At 45.9% G+C, this 22,147-nt stretch carries 17 protein-coding genes; 12 read left to right on the top strand and 5 right to left on the bottom strand.

Annotation, left to right across the window (positions count from 1 at the left end):
- The first annotated feature begins 78 nt into the window (after positions 1–78).
- The 5 genes from FN124_RS03920 to FN124_RS03900 all read left to right on the top strand — a co-directional run bounded on the left by FN124_RS03920 (position 79) and on the right by FN124_RS03900 (position 7,906).
- Complete coding sequence (locus FN124_RS03920) at positions 79–2,115, top strand: phage tail-like protein (protein ID WP_142683473.1); 2,037 nt, start codon at positions 79–81, stop codon at positions 2,113–2,115.
- Between the two features lie 50 nt (positions 2,116–2,165).
- Entirely contained in the window at positions 2,166–3,689 is a 1,524-nt protein-coding gene (locus FN124_RS03915; protein ID WP_185937078.1) for a T9SS type A sorting domain-containing protein, read from the top strand.
- A gap of 113 nt (positions 3,690–3,802) precedes the next feature.
- Positions 3,803–4,492 carry a (d)CMP kinase gene (cmk, locus tag FN124_RS03910; protein ID WP_142683471.1) on the top strand — a complete coding sequence of 230 codons (690 nt, stop codon included), beginning with the start codon at positions 3,803–3,805 and terminating at the stop codon, positions 4,490–4,492.
- Between the two features lie 639 nt (positions 4,493–5,131).
- Positions 5,132–7,084 carry a tetratricopeptide repeat-containing sensor histidine kinase gene (locus FN124_RS03905; RefSeq protein ID WP_142683470.1) on the top strand — a complete coding sequence of 651 codons (1,953 nt, stop codon included), beginning with the start codon at positions 5,132–5,134 and terminating at the stop codon, positions 7,082–7,084.
- A 57-nt stretch (positions 7,085–7,141) separates the two neighbouring features.
- A complete protein-coding gene (locus tag FN124_RS03900) occupies positions 7,142–7,906 on the top strand; it encodes a LytR/AlgR family response regulator transcription factor (RefSeq protein ID WP_142683469.1) in 765 nt (254 codons plus the stop codon).
- 267 nt (positions 7,907–8,173) lie between these two features.
- Here the strand turns inward: FN124_RS03900 and FN124_RS03895 are convergent, their stop codons facing one another.
- Positions 8,174–9,397, bottom strand: a complete 1,224-nt coding sequence (locus FN124_RS03895; protein ID WP_142683468.1) for a 4-hydroxy-3-methylbut-2-enyl diphosphate reductase — start codon at positions 9,395–9,397, stop codon at positions 8,174–8,176.
- Positions 9,398–9,431: 34 nt separating this feature from the next.
- A complete protein-coding gene (locus tag FN124_RS03890) occupies positions 9,432–10,310 on the bottom strand; it encodes a rhomboid family intramembrane serine protease (protein WP_142683467.1) in 879 nt (292 codons plus the stop codon).
- Between the two features lie 355 nt (positions 10,311–10,665).
- Between FN124_RS03890 and rpsA the strand changes: the two genes are divergently transcribed.
- The gene (gene rpsA, locus FN124_RS03885; RefSeq protein ID WP_142683466.1) at positions 10,666–12,570 is read left to right on the top strand and encodes a 30S ribosomal protein S1; all 1,905 of its coding nucleotides are present in this window, start codon (positions 10,666–10,668) and stop codon (positions 12,568–12,570) included.
- A 294-nt stretch (positions 12,571–12,864) separates the two neighbouring features.
- Positions 12,865–13,317 (top strand): hypothetical protein, encoded by a 453-nt coding sequence (locus FN124_RS03880; protein WP_142683465.1) that lies wholly within the window; start codon positions 12,865–12,867, stop codon positions 13,315–13,317.
- A 177-nt stretch (positions 13,318–13,494) separates the two neighbouring features.
- Here FN124_RS03880 and hxpB read toward each other — a convergent pair whose 3' ends face one another.
- Positions 13,495–14,154: a hexitol phosphatase HxpB gene (hxpB, locus tag FN124_RS03875; protein ID WP_142683464.1), complete on the bottom strand. Its 660-nt coding sequence runs from the start codon at positions 14,152–14,154 to the stop codon at positions 13,495–13,497.
- Between the two features lie 612 nt (positions 14,155–14,766).
- Between hxpB and FN124_RS03870 the strand changes: the two genes are divergently transcribed.
- From FN124_RS03870 to FN124_RS03860, 3 genes are read left to right on the top strand one after another with little or no spacing between them, the layout of a single operon-like run.
- Positions 14,767–16,878: a ferredoxin-like domain-containing protein gene (locus FN124_RS03870; protein WP_142683463.1), complete on the top strand. Its 2,112-nt coding sequence runs from the start codon at positions 14,767–14,769 to the stop codon at positions 16,876–16,878.
- Between the two features lie 29 nt (positions 16,879–16,907).
- On the top strand, positions 16,908–17,684 hold the full coding sequence (gene cobA, locus FN124_RS03865) for a uroporphyrinogen-III C-methyltransferase (protein ID WP_079469057.1): 777 nt from the start codon (positions 16,908–16,910) through the stop codon (positions 17,682–17,684).
- Positions 17,684–18,277, top strand: a complete 594-nt coding sequence (locus tag FN124_RS03860) for a precorrin-2 dehydrogenase/sirohydrochlorin ferrochelatase family protein (RefSeq protein ID WP_142683462.1) — start codon at positions 17,684–17,686, stop codon at positions 18,275–18,277. The genes cobA and FN124_RS03860 overlap by 1 nt, the downstream gene beginning before the upstream one ends.
- Here FN124_RS03860 and FN124_RS03855 read toward each other — a convergent pair whose 3' ends face one another.
- The gene (locus FN124_RS03855; RefSeq protein WP_142683461.1) at positions 18,278–18,619 is read right to left on the bottom strand and encodes a DUF488 domain-containing protein; all 342 of its coding nucleotides are present in this window, start codon (positions 18,617–18,619) and stop codon (positions 18,278–18,280) included.
- Positions 18,620–18,693: 74 nt separating this feature from the next.
- Between FN124_RS03855 and FN124_RS03850 the strand changes: the two genes are divergently transcribed.
- Positions 18,694–19,356: an HD domain-containing protein gene (locus FN124_RS03850; protein ID WP_142683460.1), complete on the top strand. Its 663-nt coding sequence runs from the start codon at positions 18,694–18,696 to the stop codon at positions 19,354–19,356.
- Between the two features lie 151 nt (positions 19,357–19,507).
- On the opposite strand, the gene FN124_RS03845 is transcribed toward FN124_RS03850, so the two are convergent.
- A complete protein-coding gene (locus FN124_RS03845; RefSeq protein WP_142683459.1) occupies positions 19,508–20,032 on the bottom strand; it encodes an acyl-CoA thioesterase in 525 nt (174 codons plus the stop codon).
- A gap of 333 nt (positions 20,033–20,365) precedes the next feature.
- On the opposite strand from FN124_RS03845, the gene pyrG reads away from it, so the two are divergent.
- Positions 20,366–22,012, top strand: coding sequence for a CTP synthase (gene pyrG, locus FN124_RS03840; RefSeq protein ID WP_142683458.1), 1,647 nt, complete (start codon positions 20,366–20,368; stop codon positions 22,010–22,012).
- Positions 22,013–22,147 lie beyond the last annotated feature (135 nt).

Below are 22,147 nucleotides of genomic sequence, written 5' to 3'. Positions count from 1 at the left end.
GCTGAGATATAACAGGAACGGCTATGTGAAAAACCATAGCCGTTCCATCCTTTGGGTACATTCCTAAAATGTTGATGTATGAAGCTGCAAGGGCTTATGAAAGTATGTGCTGTAATGCTGTTTTGCTTAGGTAATCAGCAGCTGGCGGCACAACAGTTAAAGCTGGGAACTAATCCTTCTCTGGTAAAACAATCCGCCTTACTTGAACTGGAAAGTAAAAAGCAGGCGCTCCTCCTTTCCCGTATCGCGGATACCAATCAGATCGTTTCCCCGGTAAACGGGATGATCATCTACCTGGAATCCGATAACACTTTGCGTATCCGCGCCAATAACTACTGGACAAAAGTAATAGCCGAGGGCACTGCCATTCAATCTATTAACAACAGTTTTTCCCCTACTCAGGAAATTAAAGCAGTGTATACGCCAGGCGGGGCCTTTGGTTTTTCCACCACCGGCGGTATCCATACCCTTACTATCCCGGATGCTTCTCCCGCTGCTTCCGGGTTTGTTAACTACAGTTCCCAGTCGTTCAAAGGATTAAAAATTTTTACAGAAGGACTGCAAGCTTACTCATTGCGTGTATCCAATGACGTTAGTACGCCCATAAAAATACTGGGAAAGGACGCCAGCGGGGATGTTGGCTCCCTGACCATTGATAATAATTTATCCGTTACAGGCGGGCAGCTTGGGGTAAAGAACAGCAGCAGCTTATGGAATGCAAACAAAATAGCGAACTACGACGTATTGTTTGGTGCTGCTCCGGTAAATAATGATGTGCTTACTTTTAATGGCACGCAGTGGATCGCGAAAGCGCCCGGTGGCGTTACCTCAGTGGGATTATCACTGCCATCAGTATTTAATGTAACAACGCAATCGGTAACTTCTTCAGGAACGTTAACGGCTATACTGAACACGCAAACTCCCAATACGTTTTTTGCAGGGCCGGCTTCGGGAGCTGCTGCCGGTGTTCCGGCTTTTCGCGCGCTGGTAGCCGCAGATATTCCTGCTTTAAGCGGCTATATTCAGAACAGCACAGCCACGCAAGCAGGCTCAAATTTTAATATATCGGGGAATGGTATTATTGGCGGCACTTTGAGAGTCGCCGGCAGTTCCGGTACTGCAACAAACATACTTGGCCGCGATGGAACGGGAAATGTGAGCAATGTAGCCATTGACGCCACCACACTTAAAATAACAACCGGTGCGCTGGGGGCAAAGAATACAGATGCAATATGGAATGCCGCCCAACTGCAGGGGAAAGCAATTGCTGCCACCGCTCCCACAGAAGGGCAGGTGTTGAAGTGGAATACAGCTACAGCTGCCTTTGTACCGGCAGACGATATCACCGGCGGCGCATCTTACGGCACTTTACCGGATGCGGATATTATGGGCGCTATTTCTTCCGATCCTAATTACCGGATGAAGATATGGAAAGGAGGAGGATCAAAAGTTGTAAACGGCCCGGAAACAGGCTCCAATGGTGCTGCGGCATGGAGCGTATTGTCGTTTCAGAATGCATCAGGTACAAATCTTTATACCACCCAACTCTATTTTGACAAAAATACACTGGCTCTCAGGGAATGGGGCGGCGCTGACCCCCTTGTTGGAAACCCCTCCAATCCCTGGTATAAGGTAGTGACTACACCCGGTAACAAACAATTTGAAAATGGAGGAGTGATATATGGTAACATGTCTTTTGATGCCACCTCTGAGGTGGACCAGGATGCCGCTAACTTTAACTGGAACAGCAGCACAAAACGCCTGGGTTTAAAAACCGGAACGCCTAATTCTACTTTACAGGTAGCAGGATCTGTTTCAACAAACATCCGCACCATTACCTCATCGACTTCATTTACCGTGGCTGACGACGATTATACAGTGATCATCAATACACCGGTCCCTGCTTTAATCACCACCACTGTTACAGTCACCTTACCCAATGCCGCGGCGGGTAATAAAGGAAGGATCTATGTGATCAAAAGGATCAACGCGGGATCAAGACTCGTGGTAAATGTGACTTCAAACAGTATAGAAGCCGGTACTTCAACGACTTTAACAGCTGGAGTTAGCTACCACTTTCAATCAGACGGTACCAAATGGTGGATTATCAATTAAGCCCCATGAAATTATTCCCTGTCATATTAATCCTGTTATTGAGTGGTTTTATGAAAGTTTTCGCCCAGCAAGGCGTTTACATCCCTGCCGGCGCCACCGTATGGCTTTCCGGTAATACCAAGGTAGGCATCTTCGCAGATATGACGAACAACGGTATCCTCGGCTCCAACGCTAACGCTACCTTTTATATTCTCAGCAGGATGTGGACTAACGGTAATGGGTCTACGCTTCCGGACGAAAGCCCGGATGGTAGCTCCGGTACGGGCGGTACCTTCCTTTTTTCGGGCACTGGTCAGCAAAGGGTATTTGGCGCCTACAGCTTCATCAGCGGAACAGGAACCAGCTTCCCCAACCTGCAGCTGAATAATCCCGCCGGCCTGTTGCTGGAGGACTTCAGCGACCTGAAGATCAGGAACAACCTGCATTTCGCCAGCGGCCGCATTTATCTCAATGGCTGGAACCTCCAGGTGGGTGATAAAACACCCGGCTCCATTACCGGCTATAACGATTACCGCTATGTGGTGACAGGGAAACGCATTGCCGGAGGGCTGCTCTATCGTGCCGCCATTACCAATGCAAATGGAAAAGTAGTGTTCCCCATAGGAACAGACGATTATAATTATTCGCCCGCCGCCGTGCTTATTACCGGTGCAAAGGATATGATAGGCGCCCGTGTATACGACAGCGTATTCACAGTGGCTGCCGGTGGCGTTGCTTATGCAGACAGCTTTGTGAATAAATCCTGGAATATCCGCCGGGTAGAAAACAGTGGGGGAGAAGTGGATGTGATCCTGCAGCATATGGATGTAAGCGAGTTACCGGCATATGCTGCTTCCCGCGACAGCAGTTTTATTACCCGCTTCGTTAGCGGTGTGTGGGACGCCGTACCGGCTATTACCACCCGGCCATTGCCCGGTATATTAGCCACTACCGCCATGACACAGCAGGCCACTATGCACCTGCGGCATTTCGAGAGGTTGGGCGCCAGCGAATATTTTGCAAAAACAGCCCTCATCGGCTCTGCCAAACCGGCCATGTTCCTCAGCTTTGAGGCTTTCAGAACAGCCCCACTGCTGGTGCAGCTGAACTGGACCACCAGCCGCGAAATCTATAATGCTACCTTTGAAATAGAACGCCGGTATGAACGGCAGGAACAATTCGTGAAAATCGGCGTACTGCCGACAAAAGCCATTAATGGCAATAGCAGCGTGCCTTTGAGCTATATTTTCCCGGATGTGAATGACTATGAGGACTGGACCTATTACCGCGTCAGGGCAATAGGCCGGAATGGAAAGGTCACCTATTCCAAAATACGCGCCGTGCCTCCGTTTGTACAGATCAAGGTATTCCCCAATCCGAATAATGGTAACTTCAGGGTCACTATCCGCGGCATCCGCGGGGATATGCTGATGCAACTGCACGATACCTGGAGCCAGGTAATGCGCCAGTATGAAGTAAGAAGAGATGCCGACGTAAGTATTTCTGACCTGCCATCGGGCGTTTACTTCCTTATCATCTACCATAAAGACACTATGAAAGTGGCCTATACCTGCAAAGTGGTGGTTACACAATAAAAGGCCGGAGTTTCCCTGCCGGAAATTCCAGCCTTTTGTTTTGATTTTCTCGGGGATTTCCCCCAATTTTGTAGGGTTCTTCCCAACAGGCGATTCATTTTAAACAGATAGTTTTGAAAAAAATAATCATCACGATAGATGGCTACTCTTCATGTGGCAAAAGCACTTTGGCCAAGCAACTGGCTAAAAAGCTGGACTATACATACATTGACAGTGGCGCCATGTATCGTGCAATTACGCTTTATTTTATTCAGAACAGGATCGACTGGCTATCACATGAAGCAGTAGCCACTGCGTTGAAAGATGTACACCTGGATTTTGTACCTAATTCGCTTACCGGTGTCAGTGAAATGTACCTCAACAGCGAAAATGTGGAACACCTGATCCGGGAAATGATAGTGGCCGAAAAAGTAAGTGAAGTGGCTGCAGTGAAGGAAGTACGTGACCTGGCGGTAGCACAGCAGAAAAAAATGGGCGTCCGCAAAGGTATTGTGATGGATGGCCGTGATATTGGTACGGTGGTATTTCCCCATGCAGAACTGAAGATCTTTATGACCGCCGATATTACTATCCGCGTGCAGCGCAGGTTTAAGGAACTTTATGAAAAGAATAAGAATATCACCCTGGAAGAAGTAAAACAAAACCTCGAGCTGAGAGATTATATAGATGCCAACAGGGAAATAAGCCCGCTCCGCAAGGCAGAAGATGCTATTATCCTGGATAACAGCCACTTGAGCCTGGATGACCAGCTTCAGCTGGTGATGCAATGGGTGGAAGACGCTATAATGGCGCACTCCTCATAAAATTATTTTCTTTTATTAAAACTCTTTTATACATTTGTTATGTGGCTGTTAGTCACAAACCCAATAATTTTTCCACATCCTCCCGAATTTCCAGTAGAATTTTATTTTCATGCCTGAATGATGTCAGCTTTTTATTGACGCTTTCCGCATACCTGAACCTGATCCTCCCTGAAAAATACTGCTTAGGTAATTTTTGTATGGACAAAACAATTGTGCTGTTGATGAAGTGTGGCTGGACCTTTTAAGACATTAAGAACAAGTGCGTAAGACGCGTTATTATATATCGTGCTTCCGGGGAAGGTCTTATCCTAGCTATATCCATAAAGGACCCTTTGCTATTAACCGACTATAATATTGCTATATATAAAATACAGTCTGTTCCGGTATAACCGCTGCCGGCAGACATTTAAAGGTAATGTGGGATGGCATGGCACGCCATAGCCGTTCCATATTTTCAGTAGGTGTATTCGGTTAATAGGAAGAAGGGGCGAATTCTTTCGCCCTTTCGCTTTTTTGAACCTTTTGATTGTCAGTGCATATAATGGCCTATAGCGTTATCCCCGTTTAACCGGATATCTTTAAATCGCTACATGTTATTCGTAATTCTTTTTTAAATTGTGTAGTCACACAGACCGGCCAATGTCTATAAGAGGTGTATGTTTTCTATACTTGCTCCTGTCGGGGGCCTGTTTTACGGCGATAGCCCAGGACTCCCTGCGTATATACAAACAGCTCGACTCAGTACACCGGCTTCCTTCAGACACCGGCAAAGTATCAGCACTGCTGAAAAAAGGTGGACAGAACAACCGCTTCTTTGAAACGCATAAAATAGAAAACCCCTTCTGGCAGGAAGCGCTTACTTTATCACTCCAGCTTAAATATCCTAAAGGAGTATCGCAGGCTTACAATGAACTGGGCACTGCAAAACGGAATAGATCATTGTACATTATTGCTGAGGACTACCACGAAAAAGCCCTCAAAGCCGCAGAAGAGGCAAGAGATACTTTTCTCATCGTATTCTCACTGAATAATGCAGGGGTGGATTGCCGCCGGCAGGATAAACTGCAAAAGGCATTTGACTACCACGTAAAAGCCCTGATCCTTGCTGAAAAGATCAATGATATCCGCAACGTTTGTGTGGCCACCAACAGTATTGGAAATATCCAGCTTTCCACGGAAAAATATGAAGATGCCATCACGCACTTTACCCATGCCCTCGAACTGGAAGAGAAAAGCAACAACCAGCTGGGGGTAGCCATTAATCTCGGCAACCTCGGATTCGCTTACCAGGGCCTGAATAAACTGGACATGGCTATTCAGTATCATAAACGTTCCCTTGCCATCAACCAGAAAATGGACCGGCCAATTGGTATGGCCATATGTTATAACGCCCTCGGTGCTGCCTACAAGGAAAAAAAAGACTATGCGGCCGCTATGGAATACCTGAAAAAAGCGCTGGAAGTAAATGATAAGGTAGATGACAAGGTACATGTGGCGGAAAGCTATTTAAGTATAGGCAAGCTGCTTAGCGCACAGGGAAAGCACGACGAAGCACGGAAAAACATTATGCAGTCGATAGACATCAGCACTTTCTGGGGCTTTAAAGCCATGCTGATGGATGCTTACAAGGCATTGGCTGCTGATTTCAAAGAAAGCGGGGAGTTTAAAAAATCGCTGGAAGCCACTGACAGATCACTGCTCTATAAAGACAGTATCCTCGACGAAAAGTCGGCCATGGCCCTTACCCAGATGCAAACCATTTATGAGGTAGACCGGAAAGATAACCAGATCCGCAATCTTGAGCATGATAAAATGGTGGGAGAGCTGCGTACCAAACGTAATGTGGTGATCACCTTTGCCCTGGCGGCATTCCTGCTGATGGCCATTGTGGGTGGCCTTTTTTATATCCGCCACCGCAACCTGAAGGCCAATAAACGAACCCTGCAACTGGAGCTGCGTTCGCTGCGCTCCCAGATGAACCCACATTTCATCTTTAATTCTCTCAGTTCCATCCACCGGTATATCTGGAGCAATAACCAGGAGGAGGCATCTGATTACCTGACCAAGTTCTCCCGGCTGATGCGCCTCATCCTTGATAACACCCAACATACTTTTGTTACACTAAATAAGGAATTGGAGTCATTAAGGTTGTATCTTGACCTGGAATCATTGCGTTGTAACGGCATCTTTGAATACCGGTTCCTGATAGATGCGGAAATTAACGACGAAGAAGTGCTGATACCCCCTATGATATTACAACCATATGTGGAAAACGCCATCTGGCATGGACTTGTACACAAGCACCCGGATGAAAAGGGCCTGCTGGATATTGAAATCGTGTTACAAAAAAGAAGCCTGGTATGTACCATCACAGACAACGGAATAGGCAGGAAGAAAGCAATGGAAATAAAAGATAAGAAGGGACGGCTGCATAATTCTGTAGGCATGAAAGTAACGGAAGGCAGGATAGACCTGATCCGGAAAATCAATAACAAAGAAGCAAAGGTAACTGTCACAGATCTTGAAGATGAGTCTGGAAAGGCCACTGGTACAAAGGTGACCATCATTTTACCTGCGGAATTTATATTTTAATTTACCCACTGATAAACCTAAAACAGCTGATAGCTAACAGCTACAAAAGCTACTTGTATGAGCGAAATAAAAGCTATCATCATTGATGATGAGCAACACTGCATTGATGCATTACAAACGATGCTGGAAAAAAAATGTCCCGGTGTTCAGGTGACCGGCACAGCCAAAAGCGTAAGGGAAGCAAAAGTGCTGATAGACGACCTGCAGCCGGACCTGGTATTTCTGGATGTGGAAATGCCTTATCAGAACGGGTTTGAGCTGCTGAAATTATTTGATAAGGTATACTTTGACGTTATTTTTACCACTGCGTATGAACAATACGCCCTCAAAGCAATTAAGTTCAATGCACTGGATTACCTGCTGAAACCCTTCAGCGTAAAGGAATTACAGGATGCGTTGGAAAAATGCAGGGAGAAGAAATTAAACAGGCATAAAGACCAGGGCATATCACCCATGGAGGTGTTTCTGCAGAACATGAAAATCATGCAGCAAACCCATAAGAAAATTGCCCTGCCCACTATTAACGGCCTGGTGTTTATGCCCGTGCAGAACATTGTGCGTTGCGAATCTACCGGTAACTATACCCGTATCTTTTTTACCGATAAGAAAAACCTGATGGTATCCCGCCCGCTGAAAGAGTTTGAAGAGTTGTTGTCTGATGTGGATTTCTTCCGGGTACACAATTCCCACCTGATAAATATGCAGCAGATGCAGTCTTATATCCAGGGCGAGGGAGGGTTTGCGCTCATGAGTGATGGTACGCAGGTAGAAGTGTCCAGAAGACGCAAAGCAGACTTCCTGAAAAAGGCCATGCAGTTTTAAGTAGTGATTCTCAGCGGATTCTTAAAAGCGGCATTCCGATTTTATTCGTTTTTATGCCAGTTATGACTAATAACCTACCATATAATAAATGGCTATTGCGGGCATATTGCAGATAAGCTATTTTTGAATTACGATTTCAATATAACCACAATATAAAGATTTTATACTCTGCATTACTAGCGTGATTAGCCCCAAAGAAAAAAGACACCATCAGGTGTCTTTTTTGTTATGATGATTTTTAAGCCAGTGTTATACAGATGGCTGATTTTAATCAATTATAGCCATTTCATCTGCTTTATGCTCCAGTTGGTAAAAGGAAAGCAGCCGGCGTATTACTCCTTCCACAAGGGCATCCGGGCAGGATGCGCCACTGGTGAGCAGGATGGTCACCTTTTCTTTTTCCGGTAAAAAACTATCATGGCTGATCTCTTCTTTATGATGAAAGTCCCAGTGGTTGATAGCGTTTGCGGATAGTATTTTTTCGGGAGATGAAATAAAATAAGTAGGCAGCCTTTCTTCGCACAGTTCCACGAGATGCGATGTGTTGGAACTGTTGTATCCCCCTACCACGATCGCCAGGTCGGCCGGTTCCTGTAACATACCGGTAACGGCAGTCTGGTTGTCGTTTGTAGCATAGCAGAGCGTATCGCGGGTATCTGCAAACCGTTCTCCTGCTGTGGCTTCCGTAAGCTGGAAATGCGTGATCATCACCTGCCGGATATAGTCGGCAATAGCCTGTGTTTCGGTAGCCAGCATAGTAGTCTGATTTACTACGCCTACCCGTTGAAGGTCGGTAACCGGGTTAAAGCCCGGTGAGTACTGGCCTTTGAAAAGGGTATTGAACTCTGCGGGAGCGCGTTGGCCGGTAATGAATTCTGCCAGCAGTTCCGCTTCTTTAATATCTTTTACCACCACGGTAGGGGTACCGGAGGCGCTATGTGAAAAGGTAGCCCTGGTTTCCTCGTGTTTGGGTTTGCCGTGTACTATTACGGTATAGTTCTTTTTGCCGATCTGGTCGGCTTTATTCCATACCCTTTCCACAAAAGGGCAGGTAGTGTTGTATTTAAGCGGTTCAATACCCAGAGAAGACAGTTGCTGTTCGGTTTCAAGGGTAGTGCCAAAGGCAGGGATGATCACAATATCATCTGGTTGCAGGCTTTCCCAGGGAACCAGCTGTTTGCCTGCCGTATCCATAATAAACTGAACGCCGCGATCCAGCAGGTCGTTGTTCACATGCGGGTTATGGATCATTTCACTAAGTAGGAAGATCCGCTTGCCGGGGTTTTCCTCCACTGTTTTAAAGGCAATTTCGATGGCGTTTTCCACGCCGTAACAGAACCCGAAATGCCTGGCCAGTAAAATCCGGATGGGCCCAAAATCAAGCTCAGTGGGGCTGAAGTCCTTTTTCATGCGGTCCTGCTGTTTGCGCTGGTTTTTAATGGCGCTGATCAGCGGGCTGCGATATATAACCGGGACGTTGAATGTTTTCATGTGTTAGAATAACGGAATTAAAGAACAAAGTTAATCAGTTTTCTTTGCTCACTTTGTCCAGCCATGCTTTTTCTTCTGCACTGAGACTGTTGTAACCTCTCTCATTGATTTTATCCAGCAGTTGATCCAGCCTGGAAGGGTCTTTATCTTCCGTTTTTTTCACCACTTTCAGCGGTGATTTTTTGGGTTTGAATTTACGGGTAACAGGCCGTTGCTGGCGGCGGTTGTTGAAATCAAACAGCCATATCAGGGGCTGACACAGGTCGGTGCCCGCCTGCAGGATACGTATATAAAGGAAGCCGAGCAGGGAGCCTCCCATATGGGAGATCAACCCGCCGATATTCCCATCGGGAATGGAGATCAGTCCAAGCAGCACCAGGCCCAAGGCCAGCCATTTCAGTTTTACGCTGCCCAGGAACATGAGGCCGATCTCGAAATTGGGCATCAGGGTAGCGGAAGCCACCAGGATACACATGATGGCGGCGGAAGCGCCTACCATGGAACTACCTACATACCCGGGGAAAAGACTGGCGCTCAGCAGGTACAATAACCCGCCGGCTATACCGCCCAGCAGGTAAAGGGGCAGCACCCGCTTGTTGCCAAGGAAATCCCTGAACAGGTTACCAAACCAGTATAGGTTGATCATATTAAAAAGAGCATGGAAGATCGCTACGTGGGTAAACATGTAAGTAACCAATCCCCAGGGCTTTAGTATAAATGCGCCCAGCGGCACGTTCATGGCCAGTTGCTCGTAGGTCCAGTCAAAAGGAGCGGGCTGTTTGGTGATGAACGCAATAAGTCGCAGAATATTTAATCCCAGGAAAACGACGATATTCCAGAAAAGCAGATGATTGACTGTGTTTCCTTGCCTTAGCCAGTAGCGAATATCCGATTGAAATGAGGTCCCGTTCATATATACAAATTAAAATAAAATCCGGGATTTAATAATTGTAATTAACATTTTGAATGAAGGAAAAATAAGCGCGTTCACTGCAAATGAATATCACCTTCCCATCTCCTGTTAACAACAATTAATCCGGCTGCCGGTTCTTCCCGCGTCAAAAAAAATGCCCGTTTATGCAGTTTAATTTTTTATCGTAATAAAAATATTAATAATACATTTTAAAAATATCTGAAAATACCGTTCCATACCGCAGCGAACGTTGATTTTCTTCAATAAAAATACGTATAAACGGGTATTTTTTCGTATTTTTGCCGTCCCATAAAACAGGGTATCCGGGTATTCCGGGTAAAATTTTAAATTTTTTATGAGCGAAAACAACATTTCTAACGAACAAAACGCTGAACAACAGGCTCCGCAAGCAACAGCTGCGGTTGAAACAGCGACACCAAAGGCACCTGTAGCAAAAGTTGAAACTGCACACGACGATTTCGACTGGAGCGTTGACAAACGTAACGTTTCTTCTTACAGCAAAGAAGAAAAAGAAAAGTACGACCAGACTTATGACAGCACTTTCAAGGTGTTTGAAGAAAACAGCCTGCTGACTGGTACTGTTGTAGGTTTAACCAACACAGATGTGGTGATCAACATCGGTTTCAAATCTGATGGCCTGATCTCCCTGAACGAATTCCGTGATTTACCAGGTCTGAAGATCGGCGACGAAGTAGAAGTACTGGTAGTGGAAAAAGAAGACCGCGATGGCAACCTGCACCTGAGCCGTAAACAGGCCCGCCAGAAACGTGCATGGGAAAAGATCGTGGAAGTTTACAAAACAGGCGAAGTGGTTACCGGTACCGTTACCAGCAAAACCAAAGGCGGCCTGATCGTAGATGTATACGGTATGGAAACATTCCTGCCGGGTTCTCAGATCGATGTGAAACCAGTTACAGATTACGACCAGTTTGTAGGCAAAACTATGGAGTTCAAGGTGGTGAAAGTAAACGAAACCATCCGCAACGCCGTTGTTTCCCACAAAGCGCTCATCGAAAGCGATATCGAACAACAGAGAGTGGATATCATCAGCAAACTGGAAAAAGGCCAGGTGCTGGAAGGTACTATCAAAAATATCACCGACTTCGGTGCGTTCATCGATCTGGGTGGTCTGGACGGTTTGCTGTATATCACCGATATCAGCTGGGGCCGTATCTCCCATCCGAGCGAAGTACTGCAGATGGATCAGAAAATCAACGTTGTTGTGCTTGACTTCGACGACGAAAAACGTCGCATAAGCCTGGGCTACAAACAACTGACCCCGCATCCGTGGGATACTTTACCAGCTACTATCACCGAAGGTGCTAAAGTGAAAGGTAAAGTTGTGAACATCGAAGATTACGGTGCATTCCTGGAAATCATGCCAGGTGTGGAAGGTTTGGTTCACGTATCTGAAATCTCATGGGCTTCTACGCCTATTAACGCTAAGGAATTCTTCAAATTAGGAGAAGAATACGAAGCCGTTGTAGTTACCCTGAGCAAGGAAGAACGCAAAATGAGCCTGTCTATCAAGCAACTGACAGAAGATCCATGGTCTACTATCGAAACCAAATTCCCGGTTGAAAGCCGTCACAAAGGTATCGTGAAGAACATCACTCCTTATGGCGTTTTCGTTGAACTGGAAACCGGTATCGGCGGTATGATCCACATCTCTGACCTGAGCTGGATCAAACGTTTCAACCACCCTTCTGAATACACTAAAGTAGGTAACGAAATAGATGTAGTGATCCTGGGTATTGATAAAGACAACCGTAAACTGAGCCTCGGTCACAAACAGATCGAAGAAGATCCATGGAACACTTTTGAAACTATCTTCCCGATCAACTCTATCCACGAAGGTACTGTTGTGAAGAAAGATGATAAAGGTGCTACCGTTCAGCTCCAATACGGTCTGGAAGCATACGCTCCTGCACGTCACCTGAGAACTGAAGATGAAAAACCAATCAACGTAGAAGATGTGAAAGAATTCATGATCATCGAATTCGATCGCAGCGAAAAACGTATCCTGGTTTCTCACACCCGCGTTTGGGAAAAAGCTCAGGCTGAAGAAAAACAAGCTGTTGTTAGAGAGAAGAAAGAAGAAGCTGACAAAACCCGTAAGGCTGTGAAAAACATCCAGGGTAAAGTTGAAAAAGCTACTTTAGGTGATCTCGGCGCTTTAGCTGAACTGAGAGAAAAACTGAAACAATCTGAAGGCGGCGAAGAAAAAAGCGCGCAGTAAGATCCGGTTTCATTAAATAATAAATCCCGCTCCTGCAAAGGCAGCGGGATTTTTTTTGCCTGTAATTTGTCTTGTTAAATTATTCCCCGCAAAAAATTTGAAATAGTAAACTATTTATCTAATTTGTTTGCTGTAGAGAATACCCCGTTGCTGCTTGATAAACCATACCCTCATTTTAAACAGAATAATTCACAACATGAACCCTGATAACTATGGCTTTGCCCTCGTTATGTAATTACCAGTAAAACCTTCAGGTTATTCCACGTTTTTCTTTAATTATAAATTATAGTATTTATGAAAACAATCCGTATTACCTGTAGCATGTTACTTGCTGCCGCCCTGTTTACCGTATTGCCTGCTATGGCAAAAACAACTTCTTCCGCCGCTGCTCCTGCAAAAGTTTGGAAGCCTATAGTAATGAAACCTTTCGCTGTTGTAACCAAGACTTATTTTTTTAATTTTGCCAACAGCCCTTATCATTCCCTTAAGATCTCCCTGTTGTTCGATGACACGGATAACCATCTGATTGACGGTAACATCCAGAGCAATACCCCTGGCGTATACATGCAGGAAGAAACTCAGCACACCCTTACACCAAATGCCTCTTCCAATGTAAGAACTGTAAATTTTGTATTCAGAGGCTATCAGAATGTTTATGGCAACAGAACCAGCTACTGGATCGAAGGTATCTGGTATATAGATCCAACAGGCGCTGAAAACTGGTACATTACAAGAAATACCTATTAAAACAGGTGCACCTGGAAAACAAAGAGGCTGTATCATAAATAACTTTTACCCGATTTTACTTGGATACCGGGTGGAGAAAATTTTCGTATATGCGATTCTCACACCCATTAAGTTAGTTATGATACAGCCTCTTATAGCAATTTCATCATTATAGCACGCTTATAGCCTATAATTATCTTATTTTCTTAACAGCTCCAGCCTTGCATCATTAAATTCCAGCAAGCTGTCCAGTTTCATATTGGCCAGTGCATACCTCGGATCATGACGGTTGTGCGCTTCAGGAACCACCACTGTGGTCATTCTTGCTGCCTTGGCAGCGGTCATTCCCGTCACAGAATCCTCAAAAGCAATACAGTCCAGCGGGTCGCTTCCCAACGCTTTGGCACAGGCCAGGTATACGGCAGGATGCGGTTTACCATAATCTTCAAACTCGGCAGAATATACCGCCTGAAACGCGTCTTTTATCTGCAAATGTTCCAATGCTGCATTGATCAGGCGAAGCGGCGAAGAAGATGCCAGCCCCATTTTGAACCCTTTCTCACGGAAAAACTGAAGGATATACTGTAAACCCTCCATGGGATGCCCTTCTGTTCTGATCTTATGGATCACGCTGTCGATGATCTCATTTACCACCTGCTCGGCACTTTTTCCTTCCCATTTATAGTAATTATGCCAGTAACTTACCACCTCTTTGGTGCGCAGACCAGTGGTTAAATGCGTTAGCTCAGGAGAAAGGTTCACCCCTACCGTAGCAAACACTTCCCGCATGGCAATGCCCCATAAAGGTTCTGAGTCGATCAACAGGCCATCCATGTCAAATATTACCGTATCTATCATATGTTTTCCGTTTATGCGCGGCAAAGATAAGAAGTTATGGGAGGAGATGGCAGCCAATGCAAAGCAATACCCCACCGTCATTGAGGTGTAACTGTTAAAAACAGCCCTGATTCCCCAGGACCAGGTAAACGTCTGCCCCCGGGGCGCCATTCATTCCGTCGCTCCCATAACAATAAGTTATACGCCATAAACTTTGGTTATCACGCCTGCTGCGGCGGCTCATAACCGGATAGGCTCAAATCCCTTCCGGACCAGGGTTTACATCCCTTATGCTGCTGTAAACCTGCTGTTTCTGCCAATTTCCCTCTTTTTTTGGACCTTATTGAATGTGGAAAAAAGTTTTGGAAAGATGCCCTGCATTTATATCTTTGTATTACTCTACTAAAATTATAGGGAATATGGGTAATGATAGAAAGAATTGTCACAAAAACAGTTGTTGTTCATCAACACCCATGAGGCGCGTGTAATATGGAAGATCAGTGATCACATTACTGTAAATCAACATTATACAAGGCCTCCGAAAATATACCGGGGGCTTTTTGATGCTAAAAAACGACCAACACCCCCAACCAGAACAAAATTGCTTTTTACCACCACCTGAAAATACTTTTTATGCAAAGCTTCAGAACAGAACTAGAAAATCCAATTGTTGAACAAGATATTATAGACCTGGAGAAGAAGATCCGCCTGTTCCGCGAGGGCGCTGTGACCGACGAAAAATTCCGTAGTCTCCGCCTGGCCAGAGGTATTTATGGTCAGCGTCAGCCCGGCGTGCAGATGATCCGTATCAAACTGCCATACGGTAAAATGACCCTGCAGCAATGGCACCGCATTACCGAAGTATCTGATGAATATGCTACCAGCAACCTGCACCTCACTACCCGCCAGGATATACAAATCCACTACGTGAGCCTCGACAGGACGCCTGAATTATGGTCCAAACTGGAAGAAGATGGTATCACCATCCGTGAGGCCTGCGGAAATACCGTTCGTAATGTTACGGCATCCGACCGCGCAGGCATTGATCCGGATGAACCATTTGATGTGACGCCTTATGCAGATGCCACATTCCGCTATTTCCTGCGCAACCCTGTAAGCCAGGAAATGGGCCGTAAGATCAAGATCTCTTTCTCCTCTTCTGAAAAGGATACGGCCTGGTCATTTATGCACGACTTTGGCATGATCCCTAAAGTAAAGATCATCGACGGGAAGGAAGTGCGTGGCTTTAAAGTATTGGTAGGCGGCGGTTTGGGCGCACAACCCTTTCTCGCTAAAGTGGTATACGAATTCTTGGAAACAGACCAGGTCATCCCATATATAGAAAACGTACTGCGCGTATTTGATCGCTACGGCGAAAGAACCAGCAGGAATAAGGCTCGCATGAAATTCCTCATCCAGAAAATAGGCATGGAGGAATTTGAGCGCCTTATCAAAGAAGAATACAAAGCCATAAAAGTAAAAAGCGTACCGGTGGATGCGGATGCATGGCAGGCTACCACACCGCCTCCACCAGCGCCGGTACCGGCTTACAGCATCAAGGATCCTAAAAAGTACGAAGCCTGGAAAACCACCAACACCTTCGAACAAAAACAAAAAGGATACATTGCCGCTTATGTTAAAATAACGCTGGGTAATATCGGTTCAGCTGTGAGCCGCAAACTCATCGAAGCCCTGCGCCCGGTAATAGCAGATGATGTGCGTGTAACCGCCAACCAGGGCCTGTTGCTGAAATACATCTCACCGGCAAATCTTCCCTATGTTTACAGTGTATTGGAAGAAGCTGGCTTTGCAGAGCCCGGGTTCGACAGCATCGCGGATATCACCGCCTGCCCCGGTACCGATACCTGCAACCTCGGTATCTCCAGCAGCACAGGCATTGCCAAAGTGCTGGAAGATGTGATCACCGGGGAATTCCCCGACCTCGTTTATAATAAAGACATCAAAATAAAGATCAGCGGATGTATGAACTCCTGCGGTCAGCACGGTATTGCCAGCATCGGTTTCCATGGCAGCTCCATGAAAAGCGGAGGTAAAGTGCTTCCCGCCCTGCAGGTACTGCTTGGTGGCGGTATTGTAGGCGATGGCGTTGGCCGTGTGGCAGACAAGGTGATCAAAGTACCCAGCCGCCGTGGTCCGGATGTATTGCGCAGCTTACTGCACGACTACGAAATCAACGCCGGCGAAAATGAACTGTTCAATGAATATTATGACCGCCAGGGGGAAAAGTATTTTTATGAACTGCTGAAACCACTGGCTGATCTGAGCTCCCTCACAGCGGGCGACTTTGTTGACTGGGGTCAGGCACAGGATTATGCTACTGCTATCGGCGTTGGCGAATGTGCCGGCGTGATCATCGACCTGGTAGCTACCCTGCTGCTGGAAGCAGAAGAGAAACTGGAGCTGAGCAGCGCGGCCATCATTAAAGGAGCCTACTCAGATGGTATTTACCATGCTTACTCTTCCTTTGTACAGGGTGCAAAAGCACTGTTACTCGGTGAAGCAATAAGCGGCAATACACAAATCGGTATCATCAACGATTTCGATAAACATTTTGTGGCTACCGGTAAATTCAGCTTTGAGCCCGACTTTAAATCAGTTGTGTTGCAGATTAACGGTAACGAGCCTACGGAAAATTTTGCAAAAACCTATTTCCAGCAGGCGCAGTCATTTTATAACGCTGCACAGGTATACCGTCAGAAAGCCAGCGAACTGGTACAGGCTTAATTATTTATTTATCAAAAACACAACCACTCATGCAAAAGATACAACCCAAACTCACATTGATAGGTGCAGGCCCAGGTGATCCGGAACTGATCACTGTTAAAGGGTTAAAGGCTATTCAAAACGCCAGGGTAATCCTTTATGACGCATTGTCCAGCAACGAATTGCTGGACCATGCGCCGGCTAACTGCCTTCGCCGTTTTGTGGGTAAGCGTGCAGGTATGCATGTATACTCCCAGGACGAAATAAACAGGATGATTGTAAAATATGCATTAACTTATGGCAGCGTTGTCCGCTTAAAAGGAGGCGACTCCTTTGTATTTGGCCGTGGCCAGGAGGAAATAGCCTTTGCACAGCAGTTTGGAATTACCGCGGAAGTGATTCCCGGTATTTCCAGTGCGATCTCTGTTCCGGGTGTGAACAAGATCCCCGTTACCGCACGTAATGTAAGCGAGGGGTTTTGGGTGATCACCGGTAACACACAGAACGGGAATTTATCCCGCGACCTGGATCATGCCATCAGGGCCAATACTACAGTGATTGTACTGATGGGGATGAGCAAACTGGCAGAAATTGCAGGGATCTACAGCGCAGCAGGAAAAGGGGAAACCCCTGCCGCTATTATCCAGAACGGTACGCTTCCTACCCAGAAAATGGGAGTGGGTAATGTAGCCGATCTGCTGGAAATAGCCGCTACGCACGATCTGCACAATCCTGCTGTTCTGGTAATAGGTGAGGTGGTAAGCTTCCACGAAGCTTTCCAGGCCCTGAAGAACAAGGTGTCAGAAGAACTAAAAATTGCCGTATAATGGAAGAGAATCATTTATTCCCGGTGTTTTTCAAATTACACCGTTTGCACGTACTCGTTGTAGGCGGTGGTAATATCGGACTGGAGAAAGCCAATGCCATGCTGGAAAATTGCGCAGATGCAACTATTACAGTAGTGTCATTGGATTTTTTGCCTGAGCTGGAAGCGTTAACGCACCAGTATCCCAATATCACCCTTGTTCAGAAATCATTTTCATGTGGCGACCTCCTGGGAAAAGACCTGGTGATTGCCGCTACCAACAACAGGGAGTTTAATTACCACATCTGGGAAAAAGCCAAATGCAGCAAGGTGCTGATCAATGTGGCGGATACCCCGGAGCTTTGTGATTTTTACCTGGGCTCAATTGTAAAAAAGGGCAACCTGAAAATTGCTATCTCTACCAATGGTAAATCGCCCACCATTGCCAAGCGCCTGAAGCAGGTACTACAGGAAGCCATTCCCGATACCCTCGATGAAGTACTGAATAAACTGTCGCTGATCCGCGAAAAACTGAGCGGTGATTTTGCCAGTAAAGTAAAGAAGCTCAACAGCATCACCGAGGTATTGGTGAAGCCGGAAAGCGAAGGTGTATAATTATTTTTTCAGCAACTCCAGCAGTACCTGTGCCTGGTTGTGTGTTTCGTCTTTAGCCCCGTATAGTAAAGTTACCCGTTGCCGTTTTGCCCTCTTTTTGATGGCGGCCAACAATTCACTTTTCTCCTGTAATTCATGTTTATATTTTGTTTTGAATTCAGCAAACCGCGTTGGATCATGGTGAAACCATTCGCGCAGTTCATTGCTGGGAGCTATTTCTTTTGCCCATTCGTCGATATGGGCGCGCTCCTTTGAAATACCCCGTGGCCAGAGCCGGTCTACCAGGATCCGGTAGCCATCGGTATCCTCATAATCCTCATAAATTCGTTTAGCCTGTAACATACTTACATAACGCCCGGGGAAACCGTATTGTTTTTCATGTTTCTGTCTTCCTGAAAATTAATATCATTGCACCTATGATACATCACGAACAGGTTATCACCGCAACGGTGAATTTTGTAAAAGAGGAATTACAGGGAGCAGAAGGGGGCCACGACTGGTGGCATATTTACAGGGTATGGCAACAGGCAAAACATATTGCCGCAGCAGAAACCGCCAATGTGCTGGTAGTAGAGCTGGGCGCCCTGCTGCACGACATAGCAGATTCAAAATTTCATAACGGCAACGAAGATATTGGTCCCGCAAAAGCAACAGCGTTCCTGCAAACGCTGGAAGTACCGGCGGATATAATTGTACGGGTGGAAAATATTATCCGTCATATTTCTTTTAAGGGCGGTAACCAGGAACGGACCTTTTTTTCTGCAGAACTGGCCATTGTACAGGACGCCGACAGGCTGGATGCCATTGGGGCTATTGGTATTGCAAGGGCTTTTAATTACGGAGGCTTCAAAAACAGGTCCCTGTATGATCCTGCTGTAAAACCCAATATGCAGATGACAAAGGAAGAGTATAAGAGCAGCACGGCTCCTACCATCACGCATTTCTACGAGAAATTATTACTGCTGAAAGACAGGATGAACACTACCACGGGTAAAAAGCTGGCAGAGGAAAGACATGCGTTTATGGAATTGTTCCTGGAGCGGTTCTACAAAGAGTGGGAGGGCGGGGATTTTGTCTGACTCAGGATTATGATGATTTTACTGATTTTTTTAAATAGTAAAGGGAGATAAAAAGCAAAATATATTCCGCTTATATCTCCCTTAGTTTTTTTATATCTCCAAAAAATAAAATCAGCAAAATCATCATAATCCTGAGTCAGACAAAATCCGCTTAGATCTTCTCGAAGAAGAGCGCTTTTAATTCATCCGCATCCTCGGGTTTCATTTTGCCACCAAGGATCAGGCGGAGCTGGCGGCGGCGCAATGCGCCATCATATAATCTTTTTTCCTCTTCTGTGTCGGTGATGATACCTGGTACCGGGCGGGAATTGCCGTTAGGGTCCAGGGCTACGAAGGTCATGAAGGCCTCATTTGATTTATAACGGTACTGCTGTACGGGATCTTCCCCCCAAACCCTCATATGTACTTCCATGGAAGTATTGAAGGCCCGGCTTACTTTAGATTCAATATGTACCACGTTTCCCAGCTTAATGGGATTTTCGAAAGATATATTATCTACGGAAGCGGTTACTACGGGAACGCTGCAGTGTTTCATGCAGGCCAGTGCTGCGGCAATATCCATCCAGTACATCAAACGGCCTCCCATAAGGTTGCCGAATGTATTGGTATCATTCGGTAAAACCAGTTCGGTCATCTGTATCAGCGAGTCTTGGGCTCTCTTTGGCGTTAAAGTCATCTTTAATGTATTTCGGACGCAAATTTACTGTTTATATATTTATAGTCGCGCACGCATTTACCGCGGCGTTGCACCGGCTAAAGGTTTTTAACAAATAATTTCCGGTACTTGAAAATTCTTTAAAACGCGCTACAGATCAGTGATGAGAGCTAAATATAATCTCTAAAAAATTAACAAACAAATAAAGCGCTGCCGTAAAAAACTTGGGAGCGAAGCAAATTTGTGTAACTTTGCATGACCTTCGGAAGTAGTTTACTTGATCGGTTTTACACCAAACGCAGTCCGGCACTTCCCCGTTTATAGGTCAAGTATTCGTAGCAGAATTTTAGTTTTATGGCAAAATATATCTTCGTTACAGGAGGTGTTACATCTTCTTTGGGTAAAGGAATTATAGCTGCCTCACTTGCAAAATTATTGCAGGCGCGCGGCTTTAGAGTGACTATTCAGAAATTTGATCCATATATCAATGTGGATCCGGGTACATTAAACCCTTATGAACATGGTGAATGTTATGTAACGGAAGATGGTGCGGAAACCGATCTGGATCTCGGACACTACGAACGTTTTTTGAATACTCCTACATCGCAGGCCAATAATGTTACTACCGGCCGTATTTACCAGACAGTGATCAACAAGGAAAGGGAAGGCGCTTACCTGGGTAAAACCGTACAGGTGATCCCTCACATTACAGATGAAATCAAACGCCGTATCCTCCTGCTGGGTAAAGATGGCAAGTTTGACATCGTTATCACGGAACTTGGCGGTACAGTGGGCGATATCGAATCCCTCCCTTATATTGAGGCGGTTCGCCAGTTGCAATGGGAGCTGGGTGAAGAAGACTGCCTGGTAGTGCACCTTACACTGATCCCGTACCTGCGCGCAGCGAAAGAGCTGAAAACCAAACCTACACAACACTCTGTACGCCTGCTGAGCGAATATGGCGTACACCCCGATATTATTGTTTGCCGTACAGAAGAACCGCTGTACCGCGACCTGAAAAAGAAGATCGCCCTGTTCTGTAACGTACAGGTAGATGCTGTAATCGAAGCAAACGATGTTCCCACCATCTATGAAGTACCATTGGAAATGATGCGCGAGAAACTCGACGTGTCTGTACTGAAAAGACTGGGATTACCCGTGGAAAAAGAACCTGAACTGGTTAAATGGCGCGAATTCCTGGATAAGCTGAAGTATCCCAAATCCAAGGTTACCATCGGTTTGATCGGTAAATACGTGGAATTGCAGGATGCCTATAAATCTATCCTGGAGTCATTTATACATGCCGGTTCCCTGAACGAATGCAAGGTAATTGTACAAAATATCCACTCAGAACATATTACGCCTGAAAATGTAAGTGAAAAACTGAAGAACCTCGACGGGCTCCTGGTAGCTCCGGGCTTTGGTCACCGCGGCATTGAAGGTAAGATCACCGCTATCCGGTATGCCCGTGAAAACCAACTGCCGTTCTTTGGTATCTGCCTGGGAATGCAGATGAGCGTGGTGGAATATGCCCGTAACGTACTTGGCTGGAAAGATGCGCATTCCGTGGAAATGAACCCTGATACCGCTCACCCGGTGATCAACCTCATGGAAGAGCAGAAGAAAGTTACAGCAAAAGGTGGTACCATGCGTTTGGGCGCTTATGCCTGTGAACTGGCGCCAGGTTCCAAAGCAGCTGAAATATACGGCAGCACCAGCATCAGCGAAAGACACCGTCACCGCTATGAATTCAATAACGACTTCCTTCAGCAGTTTGAAGATGCCGGCCTGGTACTTTCCGGTAAAAACCCTGAAAGCGGCCTTGTTGAAATCATAGAACTGCCTGGTCATCCGTTTTTTGTGGGCGTACAGTTCCACCCCGAACTGAAAAGCACCGTGGAAAGCCCGGCTCCTGTATTTGTATCCTTTATCAAGGCTGCAAAGCAATACGCGGAGGCTAAGAATGGCAAAGCCAAAATGGAAGAGACGATCACAAAGTAAGCGGGGAGGATCGCCTTCGACGATGGGAATTGTCCTGGCTCAGGATTAAACCTATTAACCGTGATTATCAGGATTTGATTAATATTTATTTTAAAAGACTAAGGGAGATAGCGGATTGCTCGCTTATCTCCCTTA

This window comes from Chitinophaga polysaccharea, assembly GCF_902150045.1.
GTDB classification, from domain to species: domain Bacteria; phylum Bacteroidota; class Bacteroidia; order Chitinophagales; family Chitinophagaceae; genus Chitinophaga; species Chitinophaga polysaccharea_A.
Note: the sequence above shows the minus strand (reverse complement) of the source record. Positions and strands in the feature narration are given on the sequence as shown.